Origin of the sequence: Streptomyces desertarenae (assembly GCF_042681365.1) — a bacterium.
Lineage (GTDB): Bacteria > Actinomycetota > Actinomycetes > Streptomycetales > Streptomycetaceae > Streptomyces > Streptomyces desertarenae.
Genome location: NZ_JBHUFU010000004.1, coordinates 115,122 through 128,687 on the forward strand (window position 1 = coordinate 115,122; position 13,566 = coordinate 128,687).

The 13,566-nt window shown below is 76.3% G+C and carries 15 protein-coding genes; 11 read left to right on the forward strand and 4 right to left on the reverse strand.

Annotated elements, in window-relative coordinates; translation table 11 throughout:
• Nucleotides 1–2: 2 nt before the first annotated feature.
• The 5 genes from ACFSJS_RS08530 to ACFSJS_RS08550 all read left to right on the forward strand — a co-directional run bounded on the left by ACFSJS_RS08530 (nt 3) and on the right by ACFSJS_RS08550 (nt 3,829).
• On the forward strand, nt 3–395 hold the full coding sequence (locus ACFSJS_RS08530) for a VOC family protein (RefSeq protein ID WP_380898533.1): 393 nt from the start codon (nt 3–5) through the stop codon (nt 393–395).
• Nucleotides 396–560: 165 nt separating this feature from the next.
• Complete coding sequence (locus ACFSJS_RS08535; RefSeq protein WP_380898535.1) at nt 561–1,133, forward strand: DUF5134 domain-containing protein; 573 nt, start codon at nt 561–563, stop codon at nt 1,131–1,133.
• A 64-nt stretch (nt 1,134–1,197) separates the two neighbouring features.
• Complete coding sequence (locus tag ACFSJS_RS08540) at nt 1,198–2,142, forward strand: M56 family metallopeptidase (RefSeq protein WP_380898537.1); 945 nt, start codon at nt 1,198–1,200, stop codon at nt 2,140–2,142.
• A 102-nt stretch (nt 2,143–2,244) separates the two neighbouring features.
• Nucleotides 2,245–2,922 carry a phosphatase PAP2 family protein gene (locus ACFSJS_RS08545; RefSeq protein ID WP_380898539.1) on the forward strand — a complete coding sequence of 226 codons (678 nt, stop codon included), beginning with the start codon at nt 2,245–2,247 and terminating at the stop codon, nt 2,920–2,922.
• A 211-nt stretch (nt 2,923–3,133) separates the two neighbouring features.
• Nucleotides 3,134–3,829, forward strand: a complete 696-nt coding sequence (locus ACFSJS_RS08550) for a TetR/AcrR family transcriptional regulator (RefSeq protein WP_380898541.1) — start codon at nt 3,134–3,136, stop codon at nt 3,827–3,829.
• Here the strand turns inward: ACFSJS_RS08550 and ACFSJS_RS08555 are convergent.
• Nucleotides 3,820–5,301: an LVIVD repeat-containing protein gene (locus ACFSJS_RS08555; protein WP_380898543.1), complete on the reverse strand. Its 1,482-nt coding sequence runs from the start codon at nt 5,299–5,301 to the stop codon at nt 3,820–3,822. The genes ACFSJS_RS08550 and ACFSJS_RS08555 overlap by 10 nt on opposite strands.
• A 166-nt stretch (nt 5,302–5,467) precedes the next feature.
• Between ACFSJS_RS08555 and ACFSJS_RS08560 the strand changes: the two genes are divergently transcribed.
• Nucleotides 5,468–6,169 carry a DUF305 domain-containing protein gene (locus ACFSJS_RS08560; RefSeq protein WP_380898545.1) on the forward strand — a complete coding sequence of 234 codons (702 nt, stop codon included), beginning with the start codon at nt 5,468–5,470 and terminating at the stop codon, nt 6,167–6,169.
• On the opposite strand, the gene ACFSJS_RS08565 is transcribed toward ACFSJS_RS08560, so the two are convergent.
• Nucleotides 6,166–6,528: an ArsR/SmtB family transcription factor gene (locus ACFSJS_RS08565; RefSeq protein ID WP_380898548.1), complete on the reverse strand. Its 363-nt coding sequence runs from the start codon at nt 6,526–6,528 to the stop codon at nt 6,166–6,168. The two genes, ACFSJS_RS08560 and ACFSJS_RS08565, sit on opposite strands and share 4 nt — an antisense overlap.
• A gap of 109 nt (nt 6,529–6,637) precedes the next feature.
• On the opposite strand from ACFSJS_RS08565, the gene ACFSJS_RS08570 reads away from it, so the two are divergent.
• From ACFSJS_RS08570 to ACFSJS_RS08585, 4 genes are all read left to right on the forward strand, one after another.
• Nucleotides 6,638–7,720 (forward strand): NADH:flavin oxidoreductase/NADH oxidase, encoded by a 1,083-nt coding sequence (locus ACFSJS_RS08570; RefSeq protein ID WP_380898550.1) that lies wholly within the window; start codon nt 6,638–6,640, stop codon nt 7,718–7,720.
• A 121-nt stretch (nt 7,721–7,841) separates the two neighbouring features.
• Nucleotides 7,842–8,519, forward strand: a complete 678-nt coding sequence (locus ACFSJS_RS08575; RefSeq protein WP_380898552.1) for a uracil-DNA glycosylase — start codon at nt 7,842–7,844, stop codon at nt 8,517–8,519.
• Nucleotides 8,516–9,550 (forward strand): N-acetylglucosamine kinase, encoded by a 1,035-nt coding sequence (locus ACFSJS_RS08580; protein ID WP_380898555.1) that lies wholly within the window; start codon nt 8,516–8,518, stop codon nt 9,548–9,550. Before ACFSJS_RS08575 ends, ACFSJS_RS08580 begins: the two co-directional genes overlap by 4 nt.
• Nucleotides 9,551–9,703: 153 nt before the next feature.
• A complete protein-coding gene (locus tag ACFSJS_RS08585) occupies nt 9,704–10,675 on the forward strand; it encodes a sirohydrochlorin chelatase family protein (RefSeq protein ID WP_380898557.1) in 972 nt (323 codons plus the stop codon).
• A 25-nt stretch (nt 10,676–10,700) separates the two neighbouring features.
• Here ACFSJS_RS08585 and ACFSJS_RS08590 read toward each other — a convergent pair whose 3' ends face one another.
• On the reverse strand, nt 10,701–11,756 hold the full coding sequence (locus ACFSJS_RS08590; RefSeq protein WP_380898559.1) for a lactonase family protein: 1,056 nt from the start codon (nt 11,754–11,756) through the stop codon (nt 10,701–10,703).
• Between the two features lie 170 nt (nt 11,757–11,926).
• Nucleotides 11,927–12,349, reverse strand: coding sequence for a secondary thiamine-phosphate synthase enzyme YjbQ (locus tag ACFSJS_RS08595; protein WP_380898561.1), 423 nt, complete (start codon nt 12,347–12,349; stop codon nt 11,927–11,929).
• Nucleotides 12,350–12,440: 91 nt separating this feature from the next.
• On the opposite strand from ACFSJS_RS08595, the gene ACFSJS_RS08600 reads away from it, so the two are divergent.
• Entirely contained in the window at nt 12,441–13,562 is a 1,122-nt protein-coding gene (locus ACFSJS_RS08600) for an NAD(P)-binding domain-containing protein (protein WP_380898564.1), read from the forward strand.
• Nucleotides 13,563–13,566: the final 4 nt, after the last annotated feature.

Genomic DNA, 13,566 nt, shown 5'->3' on the forward strand with positions numbered 1-13,566 from the left:
GCATGGTACACGTACTGAGCAGCCGGGTGCTGCTGCGCCCCGCCGACCCCGAGCGCTCCCGGGCCTTCTACGGCGAGGCCCTGGGCCTGCCCGTCTACCGGGAGTTCGGCACGGGGGCGGAGCGCGGGACGGTCTACTTCCTGGGCGGGGGCTTCCTGGAGGTCTCCGGGCGCTCCGGGGAGCCGCCCTCGCCCGCGCTGCGGCTGTGGCTCCAGGTCGCCGACGTCGCCGCGGCCCACCGGGAGCTGGCCGCCCGCGGCGTGGAGGTGCTGCGCGAGCCGCGGCGGGAGCCGTGGGGCCTGGTGGAGATGTGGATCAGCGACCCGGACGGAGTGCGGATCGTCCTGGTCGAGGTCCCCGCGGACCACCCTCTGCGGTACCGCCCCGGCATCTGACCGGGGCCGGACGGGGGCGCGCCCAGCGGCCCGTCCCCGCGGTACGCCCCCGTCCCGCTCCGGCGCCCTCCCCGTCCGTGCGCACCCTCCCGTCCGCTTCCGCGCGCTCCCGTGCGCGCGGCCCCGGCCGGGCAGCCTCCCCGCGGAGTCGGTCGGGGAGGCGCGGTGCACGGACCGGAGCTGGTCGGCTGGATGCTGGTGGCCCTGTGCGGCGGCGTGGGCGCCTCCCGCCTGCGGCCGCTGCGCGGCGGCGGGCCCGGGCGGCGGGCCGCGGCGGGCGAGGCGCTGATGGGGTTCGGCATGGCGGTGATGGCGGTGCCGGACCCGCCCGTACAGCCGCCGCCCCACGCCTTCACCGTGCTCTTCGGCGCCGCCGCCGTGTACGAACTGGCGCTGGCCGCGGGCGGCTCCGGCCACCGTCCGCACCACCTCCACCACGCCGTCGGCGCCCTGGCCATGGTCCACATGGCCCTCGCCATGGCGTCCTCCCCTCCGGGCGCGCACGGGCACCACGCGGCCGGGGCGGCGGGCGGCCCGGTCCCGGCCGGCGCGGTGACGGCCGTGCTGCTGGCGTACTTCGCGGTGTACGTGCTGTACGCCGGCGCCCGGCTGGTCCCCGCCGTGCCGCGTCCGGGTACGGCCGTCGCCTCCGGCGCGGCGCCGCGGCCGCCGGAGGTGGCGGCGGCCTGCCGGCTGTCGATGGGCATCGGGATGTTCGCCATGCTGCTCGCCGTGTGAGGCGTACGTCACTTCCCCCCTCCGGCCGGACCCGCCGCGGCGGCCTGCTCATAGGCTGTGCCCCATGATGGTGGCGCTCGCACTGCTCGTCCTGGGCGCGCTGATCGCGGCGACGGCGCCGCGCGTGCTGGCCCGCGGCTCCTGGCCGGATCGCGAGCCCGTCCTGGCGCTGCTGGTGTGGCAGTGCATGGTGGTCGCCGTGCTGCTGTGCTGCGTGCTCGCCATGGCCCTGTCCGGCGCCGCAGCCTGGCAGGCCGTCCGGGGCCACGTCTTCGCCCCCGCCCCCAGCCAGGTCGTCGAGGCGTACGGGCTCAGCACGTTCGGCGAGTCCTGGCCCGCGGTGGTCGCGGTGCTGCTGGCCTGCGGCGGCCTGTGGACCGCGGCGATGCTCACCCGGGAGATCCGCCTCTCGCGCGCCCGGCGGCGTGCGCGCCGCGCCGAACTGCGCACCCGCGCGCCGATGCTGCCGGGCGAGGAACCCGCCCCCGGCGAGCGGCTGGTGGTGCTGGAGGGCGACCGTCCGGACGCGTGGTGGCTGCCGGGCAGCCCCCCGCGGCTGGTGGTCACCACCGCGGCGCTGCGGCGCCTGGAGGGCCGGGGGCTGGACGCGATCCTCGCCCACGAGCAGGGGCACCGCCGGGCGCGGCACGACTGGCTGCTGCACTGCTCCTCGGCGCTCGCCTCGGGCTTCCCCCGGGTACCGGTCTTCCGGGCGTTCCGCGACCAGGTGCACCGCCTGGTGGAGCTGGCGGCCGACGACATGGCCTCGCGGCGCTGCGGACGGCTGGCGGTGGCCCTGGCACTGGTCGAACTCAACGAGGAGCGGGGCGTCTTCGACCCCGCCGTGCCGCACCCGGCCGCACAGGTCCCGCAGCGGATCGACCGGCTGCTGGCGGCCAGGCCCAGGCTGCCGGTCGTCCGCCGGCTGCGGGTGACGGCGCTGGCGGCGGCGGTGCCGCTGGTGCCCCTGCTGGTGGCCTTCGTCCCCGGGCTCAGGGCGCTGGGCTGACCGGCGCGCAGGCCGGCCCGTCCCCGCCTTCCGTGTCCGCGCGCCCCCTCCTCCCGCCCCGCCGGACGGTTGAAAAGCCCTCCGGCGGCCACGATGTCCACCATGGCCTCCTCCCCCGCACCCCCGAAGTCCTCCCCCCTCCGCCTCACCGCGCTGGTGTGCACGGTCGTCTCCGCGGTGGTCGCGGCCCTCGTCACGGCCGGCTGGGACCCGCTGCTGGGGTTCGACGCCCGCGTCACCTCCGAACTGCACCGCACCGCCCACGCCGAGCCGGGCTGGACCCGGCTCAACCGGGTGCTGACCGACTGGGTCTGGGACCCGTGGACCATGCGGGCCCTGCTGCTGGCGGTCGTCGTGTGGCTGCTGGCGCGCGGCGCGGCGCGTCCGGCGCTGTGGACCGCGTGCGCCGCGGCCGCGGGCACCCTCCTCCAGCAGGGGCTCAAGGCGCTGCTGGACCGCGACCGCCCCAGCTGGCCCCGTCCCGTGGACTCGGCCGACTACGCGGCCCTGCCCTCCGGACACGCCATGACGGCGGCCCTCACCTTCGGTCTCCTGCTGTGGATCGCGCAGTTGACCGCCGTCCGCCGCACCGTGCGCCTGGCCGTGCTCTGGGTCGGCGCGGTGAGCGTCGTCGGGGTGGGGTTCACCCGGGTCTACCTCGGCGTCCACTGGCCGACGGACGTCCTCACCGGCTGGCTGCTGGGGATCGCCGTGGCGGCGGCCACGGCGGCGCTGTGGCACAGGCGGGCCGCTCGGGCCCCGGAGCGCCGGCCGGGCTGACCGCCCCGCGCCGGAGGGCCCTCGCCCGGTCCGCCGGGGCGGGACGGGCGCTTCGGGCTGCGCCGGAGGGCACCGCGAAGCCGGTGGCCGATCTCGGGCGATCCCCCGCGTCGCCCGAGATCGGCGGTCGGCCGGGCACCGGCCTGCACGGTCGGTGCCCGAAGTCCTCTGAGTATATTGGCTCGGAGCCAGTCAACGCAGGAGTTACAGGATGTCCCCTCGCAGCGCATCGGTCAATGAGGAGTTGCGCCGACGGTCGCGCGAACGGCTGCTGCGGGCGACGGTGGAGCTGGTCGACGAGCGCGGCTACGAGGCGACCACGCTGGGGGACATCGCGGACCGGGCGGGCTCGGCGCGGGGGCTGGTGTCGTACTACTTCCCCGGCAAGCGGCAGTTGCTGCAGTCGGCCGTCCACCGGCTGATGCACCTCACCCTGGCCGAGGCCCTCGACCGCGAGCCCCGCCCCGCGGGCCCGGACGCCGGACGGGAGCTGCTGGCCCGCGCGATCGACGCGATCCTGGGGCTGGCCAGGGACCACCCCACCCTGATGCGCACCCACATGGCGGGGATCCTGCAGTACGAGGGGTTCGTCCAGTGCGACGAGCAGCAGCGGCTGGCCGGGCTCCTGCGCGACACCGTCGTCCGCTACGGCTCCCCCGACCCGGACACCGACTACCCGATGCTGCGCGCGCTGCTCATGGGCGCCGTCTTCGCCGTGCTGCTGCCCGGGGCCCCGATGCCGCCGGCGCGGCTGCGCGCCGAGCTGTTCGGCCGGTACGGGCTGGAGTGGGGGATGGGCTGCCCGCCGGACGCCCCCGAACCCGGGGCGTCCGGCAAGGGCCCGGCGCCCGCCGGCCGTGACGGCCGGCGGGCGCCGGGGGGCGGAGGCGTCCGGCCTCAGCGGTAGTCGGGCTGGGTCTGGGCGTTGAGCTCGTCCAGCCTGACGCGCTCGGCGCCGGCGACGCGCCGGTCCCGGATCTTCAGCACGTCGAAGCCCATCTGGATGTCGTTCGAGTAGATGTGGCCGTTGTAGTAGTACGCCGACCACGAGCCGCCGATGGCGTCGGGGTCCGCGTACGGGCCCCGCTCGAAGTAGCCGATCTCCCTCGGCCGGGTGGAGTCGGTGAACTCCCAGACGGAGACGCCGCCCTGGTACCACGCCTGGACCATGATGTCGCGGCCCTTGACCGGGATCAGCGAGCCGTTGTGGGCCACGCAGTTCTCGGTGTCGGCCTGGTGGCGCGGGATCTTGAAGTAGCTCTTGAACACCAGCTTGCGCTCGTCGCCCCTGCCGGTGATGTGGTAGATGCCGTTGGCGCCGCGCTTGTCGCCGACCTCGGCGTTGCAGGTGGCTCCCACACCGCCGCCCAGCTCGTCGGTGAAGACGACCTTGCGGCCGTTCTCACTGAAGGTCGCCGAGTGCCAGAACGCGAAGTTCTCGTTGTCCTGCACCCGGTCGATGACGCGGGGCCGGGCCGGGTCGGAGACGTCCATCAGGATGCCGTCGCCCATGCACGCGCCCGCCGCGATGTCCTCCTCGGGGAAGACGGTGATGTCGTGGCAGCCCGTGGTGGGGACCATCGTGTTCGGGTTCGACGGCGGACCGGGGTTGCCGCCGTCCGGGAAGAGGACGGGGAAGTCGACGACCGCGGCCTTCTCGGGCGCCGTGCGCGGCACCTTCACGATGGAGATGCCGTCGTGCGGCGGCCGGCAGTCGGGGTAGGTCTCGTCGGGGAAGTAGGACGAGACGTAGACGTAGACGTCCCTGCGCTCCGGCACCAGCGTGTGGGTGTGGGAGCCGCAGGCGGTCTCGACGGAGGCGACGTACTTCGGGTTGCGCTTGTCGCTGATGTCGAAGACCTTGATGCCCTCCCAGGCGCTCTTCTCCGTGGGCGACTGCGCGGTGCTGCTGCAGGAGTCGTCGCTCCGCGAGGAGTCGGTGGACAGGAAGAGCAGGTCGCCGGAGACGGAGATGTCGTTCTGCCCGCCCGGGCAGAGGACCTGGCTGACCACCTTCGGGGCCTTCGGGCGGCTGATGTCGTAGACGGTGAAGCCGTCGTAGTTGCCCGCGAAGGCGTAGCGCCCCTGGAAGGCCAGGTCCGTGTTGAGGCTCTTCAGCGCGCCCTTGGGCAGGTTGGCCAGATGGGAGATGTTCCTGCTGTGGACGATCTCGTCCGAGCCGGGTATACCGCCGCGTCCGGCCTCCCCGGCCGCCGTGCGGTTCTGCTCCGACGCCTTCCCCGGCCTGGTCGGCGGGTCGCCGGGGTCGGGGACGGCCGCCGCCGGTCCGGCGGTCGTGAGCGCGGCCAGCAGGCCGAGTACGGCCGCCGCGGCGCCGAGGTGTCTGCGTCCTGCGCGGGGTCTGGGCAGCGACGTCACTTTTCCTCCCTGTCGATCCGTTCGGCTCCGCCCGGGTCGGGCGGTCGACGGACGTGGGCAGTATGCCGTCTTACATGCTCATGGCGACAGGGATATACCGGCACGGTGACGGCGCCTTCCGTGCCAGGATCGGGCGCACCGGACCATCCAGTGCCCAGGAGGAGAAGTGGCAGACCGTCACGGATTCCCGACCGCCCCCGTCCCCCGCAGGCCCCTGAGGCGGCCGGCGCTCGCCGCGCTGGCCGCACTGACCGCGCTGACCGCGCTGACCGGCTGCGACGGCGGCTCCGGGGAGGCGGCCCCCTCCGCCGCCGGCCCCTCGGTGATCGCGCCCGGCAGGCCCGGCGAGGCGGCCGAGACGCTCTCCGCCGAGGAGGCGCGGAAGGCGGGCGAGGAGCGGCGGGACAAGCCCAACGAGGCGGACTTCTCCTACGTCTCCGGCATGATCGAGCACCACGAGCAGGCACTGGTGATGACCGGCCTGGCCGAGGAGCACGCCTCGGCCGGCGCGGTGCGGAGGCTGGCGGAGCGGATCTCCGCCGCCCAGAAGCCGGAGATCACCGCGATGCGGTCCTGGCTGCGGCGCAACGGCCGCGGGGAGGGCGGGGACGGGCACGGGCACGGCGGCCACGGCGGGGGGCCGATGCCGGGGATGGCGACCGAGGAGCAGCTCGAGGAGTTGCGGCAGGCGCGCGGCGGGGAGTTCGACCGCCTCTTCCTGAAGCTGATGATCACCCACCACGAGGGCGCCGTGACGATGGCCGAGGACGTGGCCCGGGACGGCCGGGACGTGCAGGTCCAGGAGATGGCGGGCGACGTGGCCGTCCAGCAGACCGTCGAGATCGGCAGGATGCGCTCGATGCTCTAGCCCGCGCCGGCCCGCCCCTCCTGCCGGGCCGCCGCGGTGAGCACCGCCTCCAGCAGCCCGGGGAACAGCGCCTCCAGGTCGTCGCGGCGCAGTTCGCTCATCTTCGCGGTGCCCCGGTAGCTCTGGCTGATCACGCCGCTCTCGCGCAGGACCCGGAAGTGGTGGGTGGTCGTGGACTTGCTGACCGGCAGCTCGAAGACCGAGCAGGACATCTCCTCCCCGGCCGTCGCCAGGGTGCGGACGATCCTCAGGCGGACGGGGTCGGAGAGGGCGTGCAGGACGCCCTCCAGCCGGATCTCACCGGTGGCCGGGTGATCCAGCTCTCGGGCGGCGGACGGGCTCTGGGTGCGGGGCGTCACAGTTCCATGGTACGAGAACCATCGTAGTTTGACACCTCCCGTACTACGACGGTTATCGTAAAAGGACCAGTCGGCCGACCACCCGATCCGATCCGACGAGGAGCCCGCCGTGAGCGCCCTGTTCGAGCCGTACACCCTGCGATCGCTGACCGTGCCCAACCGCGTCTGGATGTCCCCGATGTGCCAGTACTCGGCCGAGCCCGACGGACCGGCGGCGGGCGTGGCCGGCGAGTGGCACGCCGCCCACTACGCCGCCCGGGCGGTCGGCGGGACCGGGCTGATCCTGCTGGAGGCCACCGCCGTCTCCCCCGAGGGCCGGATCAGCCCCGGAGACCTGGGGCTGTGGAACGACCGCCAGGCCGAGGCGCTGAAGCGCATCACCGGCTTCCTGCGGGAGCAGGGCGCCGTTGCGGGCATCCAGCTCGCCCACGCCGGGCGCAAGGCCTCCACCGACGCGCCCTGGCGCGGCGGCGCGCCGCTGGCCGCGGACCGCGGCGGCTGGCGCCCCCTCGCCCCCAGCCCGGTGCCCTTCGCCGAGGGCCACCCGGTGCCGCACGAGCTGACGCGCGAGGAGATCGGCCGGATCGTGCGGCAGTTCGCCGACGCCGCCCGGCGGGCCCTGGCGGCCGGGTTCGAGGTCGCCGAGGTCCACGGTGCCCACGGCTACCTGATCGGCCAGTTCCTCTCCCCCCACAGCAACCGGCGCACCGACGCCTACGGCGGAAGCTTCGAGAACCGCACCCGCTTCGCCCTGGAGGTCGTGGACGCGGTGCGGGAGGTGTGGCCGCAGGAGCTGCCGCTGTTCTTCCGCATCTCGGCCACCGACTGGCTGGAGGAGGGCGGCTGGACCGCCGACGACACCGTGCGGCTCGCCGCCGTGCTGCGCGAGCACGGCGTGGACCTGCTGGACGTCTCCAGCGGCGGCAACGCGGCCGGCGTGCGCATCCCGGTCGGCCCCGGCTACCAGGTGCCCTTCGCCGCCCGCGTGAGGGCGGAGACCGGGATGCCGGTGGCGGCCGTCGGACTGGTCACCGAGCCGGAGCAGGCCGAGAAGATCGTTGCCAACGGCGAGGCCGACGCGGTGCTGCTCGGCCGCGAGCTGCTGCGCGACCCCCACTGGGCGTACCGCGCCGCGCGGGAACTGGGCGGCGGGCCCGTGCGGGTGCCCGATCAGTACGCCTGGGCGCTGTGACGCGCCCGTGCCGTCCCGCCCGCGCGGGCGGGACGGCACGGCCCCCGCGGCGCCGGGGCGGCGCGGTCGGTACCCGCCGCCGGGCCGGGCGGGGGCGGCGGAGCCAGTAGAGTGACCGCCCGTGGCAGCACGACCGTTGAACGAGATCGTCGAACCGGGCTGGGCCAAGGCGCTGGAGCCGGTGGCCGGGCGCATCGCCGCGATGGGCGACTTCCTGCGCGCGGAGATCGCCGCGGGACGCACCTACCTTCCGGCCGGGCCCGATGTGCTGCGCGCCTTCCGGCAGCCCTTCGACGACGTCCGGGTCCTCATCGTCGGCCAGGACCCCTACCCGACGCCGGGCCACGCCGTCGGCCTCAGCTTCTCCGTCGCCCCCGACGTCCGCCCGCTCCCCGGCAGCCTGGAGAACATCTTCCGGGAGCTCCACGCCGACCTCGGCGTCCCCCGGCCCTCCAGCGGCGACCTGACCCCGTGGACGGAGCAGGGGGTGCTGCTGCTCAACAGGGCGCTGACCACCGCGCCGCGCCGTCCCGCCGCGCACCGCGGCAAGGGCTGGGAGGAGGTCACCGAGCAGGCGATCCGGGCCCTGGTGGAGCGCGGCAAGCCGATGGTGGCCATCCTGTGGGGGCGCGACGCGCGGAACCTGCGCCCGCTGCTGGGGCCCGTGCCGTCGGTGGAGTCCGCGCACCCCTCCCCCATGTCGGCGGACCGCGGGTTCTTCGGGTCGCGCCCGTTCAGCAGGGCCAACGACCTGCTGGTCCGGCAGGGGGCCGAGCCGGTCGACTGGCGGCTGCCGTGACGCGCTGGGTGCTGGGCGTCGACTCCGGCGGCTCCGGACTGCGCGTCGCGCTGGCCCGGGCCGACGGCGCCCCGGACGGCGTGCCCGTGCCGGCGGGCGCCGCCGACGCCGGCGGGCCGGTGCGCACCGGCCCCTCGGGCATCGACCCCGACCACCTGCTGGACCTGGTGCTGCCCCGGGCCAGGGCCCTGCTCGCGGAGGCGGCACCGGGCGGGGAGGGGGAGCGCGGCGGTGGCCCCTCCGGCCACCGGGTCGACGCCGTGTGCGTGGGCGCGGCCGGCATGGCGACCCTCGGGGACGCGCTGCGCGCGGTGCTGCCCGGCGCGTTCGCCCGGGAGCTGGGGGCCGGGTGCGTGGCCCTGGCCGCGGACGCCGTGACCGCCTACGCCGGGGCGCTGGGCGAGCGGCCGGGCGCGGTGGTCGCCGCGGGCACCGGGATGATCGCGACCGGCACGGACCTGGGCGCCTGGCGGCGGGCCGACGGCTGGGGCCACCTGCTGGGCGACTGCGGCGGCGGCGCCTGGATCGGCCGGGCCGGTCTGGAGGCCGCCCTGCGCGCCCACGACGGCAGGGCGGGCGGCTCGGCGGCGCTGCTCGCCCGCGCCGAGGAGGTCCTCGGACCGGCCGCTTCCCTGCCCGGACGGCTCTACCCGCGCACCGACCGCCCCGCGGTGCTGGCGTCGTTCGCCCCCGAGGTCGCCCGGTGCGCCGGGGGCGACCCGGTGGCGGCCCGCATCATGGCGGAGGCCGCCGCCGAGATCGCCGCGAGCGCCGCCGCCGTCTGCCCGGCGGGCCGGGAGAGCCGGATCGCCCTGACCGGCGGCCTGTTCCGGATCGGCGAACCGCTGCTGGCCCCGTTGCGCCGGGAGCTGGCCGGCCGGCTGCCGCACGCCCGCACCGTCCCCGCCGCCGGCGACCCCCTGGCCGGAGCGCTGCTCGTGGCCGGCCGGCTGGCCCGGGACGCGCTGCGGCTGCCGCCCGATCCGGCGCTCCTGCACATCACCCGCACCGGCGGAGGGCGCTCCGCGTGACCGGCGCCGCGCGGAACGGAGGAGGCGGCACCTGATCCGGTGACCCAGGGAGAGGGTCCCGTCACCACGACGCGCGGGAGGAAAACGGACAGACCGGGACTCGCCCGCCCCGCCCGAACAGCCGAGCCCGTCCAGGCATTAGCATGCGGCGCCATGAGCACCCCCACTGGGCCCGCAAATGGCCTGCCCGTACGAATGCCGCGTCCCCGCCAGCCCGGACGGCACCGCCGGCCGGAGCCCGTCGTCGCGCCCGAGGGTGCGCCCGCTCTGGTGCTGGCCGTCCCCGGGGTGCCCTCCGGCGCCTCGCGGAGCCTGGCCGAGGAGACCCTGAGCATCGCCCGGTCCGAGCTGCCCGGACTCGACGCCCGGGTCGGCCACGTCGACGGTGACGACGAGGAGTTCCCGTCGCTCCGGTCCGTGCTGGCCCAGGTGGCCTCCGAGCGCTCCGCGCGCATCGCGGCGGCGGCGGCCGCCGCCGAGGCCGCGGCGGCCGAGGGCTCGGAGGTGGCTCCCGAGGCCGAGGAGGCCCGGCGCCGACTGGAGGAGTCCCCGGCCGCGGTGGTCATCCCGCTGCTGGCCGGCCCGGACAGCGCCCAGCTGCGCCGCATACGCCAGGCCGTGCTGAACAGCGGCTCCGGCGCCGAGCTGACCGACGTGCTCGGCCCGCACCCGCTGCTGGCGGAGGGCGTCCACGTGAAGCTCTCCGAGGCGGGGCTGGCGCGCGCCGACCGCGCCCGGCTGTTCACCGTGGCCACCGCCGCGGACGGCATCATCCTGGCCACCATGGGCGGCGAGGAGGCCGTGCAGGCGGCCGGCATCACCGGCATGCTGCTGGCCGCGCGCCTGGCGATCCCGGTGCTGGCCGCCGGGCTGGACGAGGACGGCGCCGTCGCCCGCGTGGCGGAGCAGCTGCGCGAGGCCGGCTCCCGGCAGCTGGCCCTGGCGCCCTGCCTGATCGGCCCCGAAGTGCCCGAGGGCCTGCTGGAGTCCGCCGCGAAGGAGGCCGAGTGCCCGGCCGCAGAGCCGCTGGGCTCCTACACCGCGGTGGGCAAGCTGATCGCCTCCGCCTACGCCGCCAAGATCGGCATCGCCCAGCGGTCGCCGCAGGGGGCGCCGGCCCGCTGACGCGGGCCGCCCCTGCGGCGGGGCGTCACCCGAAGACGACGCACGTGGCGGCGGGCACCTCGATGCTCCCCGCCCGGTGCGGCGTACCGGTCGCGGGGTCCAGGTCGAACCAGGTGACGTCGCCCGAGCGCTCGTTGGCCGCGTAGAGCCTGCGCCCGGCCGGGTCGAGGGCCAGGTCGCGCGGCCAGTGCCCTCCGCAGGAGACCGTGGTCACCAGTTCCATGTCCGCGCCGTGCGGCTCCAGGGCCAGCACCGCGATGCTGTCGTGCCCCCGGTTGGCCGCCCAGGCCCAGCGGCCGTCGGCCGAGACCACCAGTTCCGAGGGGTGGTTCTCCCCCGCCGCTCCGGCGCCGTCCGGCAGCGTCCGGACGGTCGCGGCCGGCTCCAGGGCGCCGCTCGCCCGGTCCCAGCGGCAGCAGGTGACGGTGGAGTCCAGCTCGTTGATGACGTAGAGCCACTCGCCGCGCGGGTGGAAGACCAGGTGCCGCGGCCCGCTGCCGGGGCGCAGCGGGGTCTGCCCGTGGGGGCGCGGCGCGGCGCCGGCGTGGTCGAGCCGGTAGGTCCACACCGAGTCGGTGCCCAGGTCCACCGCCAGCAGCCAGCGCCAGGAGGGGTCGGCCACCACCGCGTGGGCGTGCGGACCCTCCTGCCGGTCGCGCACCGGCCCGCCGCCGTGGTGCGGCAGCACGGTCGGCGGCCCGGACAGGCCGCCGTCGGGCCGCAGCCGCAGGGAGCTGATGCTGCCCGAGGTGTAGTTGGCGGTGATCAGCTGGCCGGCGGCGCAGGTCAGATGGGTCGGCCCGGAACCGCCGACGGGCACCGGGGCGCCGACGGGCGCCGGCCGGTCGGGGTCGGCCAGGGAGAACGCGGCGACCCGGCCGTCCTCCGTCTCGCTGACCGCGTAGAGCATTCCCGCTCCCGGTCCCGGCACCAGGTAGGAGGGGTCGGGCACCGCGTCCGTGTGGTGCAGCACGGTCAGCGCACCGGTGCCGGGGTCGACGGCGGCCGTGGTGACGCCGCGCCCGCCCGCCGAGGTGAAGGACCCGATGTAGGCCCGCCGTCCGCCGCCCGTTCCGTCCACTGCGCCGCCCCTCTCCTGCTTCTTCTCCGTCCGGCCCCGCGCGGGGGCACCGCCGCCCGCCGCCGGGCGTGCCGGGCCGACCGTAGCATTGGACTGGACCAAGATGGGAGCGCTACCAGCCTCCTTCCTCGCCCGCCCGCGTACGGTCCGGGCCGGGCGGCGGGCGGCCGTCAGGCGAGGAAGCTCAGCCGGACCCTGCGCTCGGGGTTGTCGCCGTTGGTGTCCACCAGGCAGACCGACTGCCAGGTGCCCAGCTCCAGCCGCCCCTCCACCACCGGCAGCGTGGCGTGCGGCGGGACGATGGCCGGGAGGACGTGGTCGCGGCCGTGGCCGGGGCTGCCGTGCCGGTGGCGCCAGCGGTCGTCGGCGGGCAGCAGGTCGCGCAGCGCGGCGAGGAGGTCGTCGTCGCTTCCGGCTCCGGTCTCGATCACCGCCACGCCGGCGGTCGCGTGCGGCACGAAGACGTTGAGCAGCCCGTCGCGGCCGCCCGCCACCTCCGCGAGGAACGCCTCGCACTCGCGGGTGAGGTCGGCGACGGTCTCGCCCGAGCCGGTGGTGACGTGGAGCACACGGGTGGTGAATCGATCGCTCATGCCTCCATCTTGGCGCCTTCCGGTTCCCGTCCGCTCCCCGCCGGGTGCCGGATCCGGGAAGCAGCGGAGCTCCCGCGCGGTTGGTGCGGACATGGACGATGTGGAGGTCGTGGTCGTCGGCGCCGGGCAGGCCGGGCTGTCCAGCGCCTACCACCTGCGGCGCACCGGATGGGAGCCGGGACGGGACTTCGTCGTCCTGGACCGCTCACCGCACCCGGGCGGAGCCTGGCAGTTCCGCTGGCCCACCCTCACCTACGGCCGGGTGCACGGCATGCACTCCCTGCCCGGCATGGAGCTGACCGGCGCCGATCCCGCACGCCCCTCCGCCGAGGTGATCGGGGAGTACTTCGACGCCTACGAGCGCGCCTTCGGCCTGCGGGTCCTGCGCCCGGTCCACGTGCGCGCGGTGCGCGAGGCCGGGGACGGGCGGCTGCGGGTGGAGAGCGACGCCGGCGTGTGGACCACCCGCGCGCTGATCAACGCGACCGGCACCTGGGACCGGCCGTTCGTGCCCCGGGTGCCCGGCCAGGAGACCTTCGCCGGGCGCCAGGTGCACACCGCCCGGTACCCCGGGCCGGACGCCTTCGCGGACGAGCGGGTGGTCGTCGTGGGCGGCGGCACCTCGGCCGTCCAGCACCTGCTGGAGATCTCCCGGACCGCGGCCGCCACCGCCTGGGTGACCCGCCGCGAGCCGCTCTTCACCGAGGCCCCCTTCGACGAGGACCGCGGACGTGCCGCCGTCGCCCTGGTCGAGGAGCGCGTGCGGGACGGGCTGCCGCCGCGCAGCGTGGTGTCGGTGACGGGCCTGCCGATGACCGAGGAGGTGCGCGCCGCCCGGGAGAGCGGGGTGCTGCGGCGGCTGCCGATGTTCGACCGGATCGTGCCCGCAGGCGTGGAGTGGGACGACGGGCGGGCGGTGGCGGCCGACTCGATCGTGTGGGCCACCGGTTTCCGTCCGGTGGTCGGCCACCTGGCGCCGCTGCGGCTGCGCGAGGCGGGCGGCGGGATCCGGATGGCGGGGACCCGGGTGGCCCGCGACCCGCGGATCCACCTGGTCGGCTACGGCCCCTCGGCGAGCACCGTCGGCGCCAACCGCGCGGGGCGGGCCGCGGTCCGCCAGGTGCGGGCCCTCCTCGGGCGCGACCGGGCGGGCGGACCGGGGAGCGGCCCCCTCCTCGGCGGCGCGACCGCCCGGGAGCCGGCCGCGCGGTGACCGG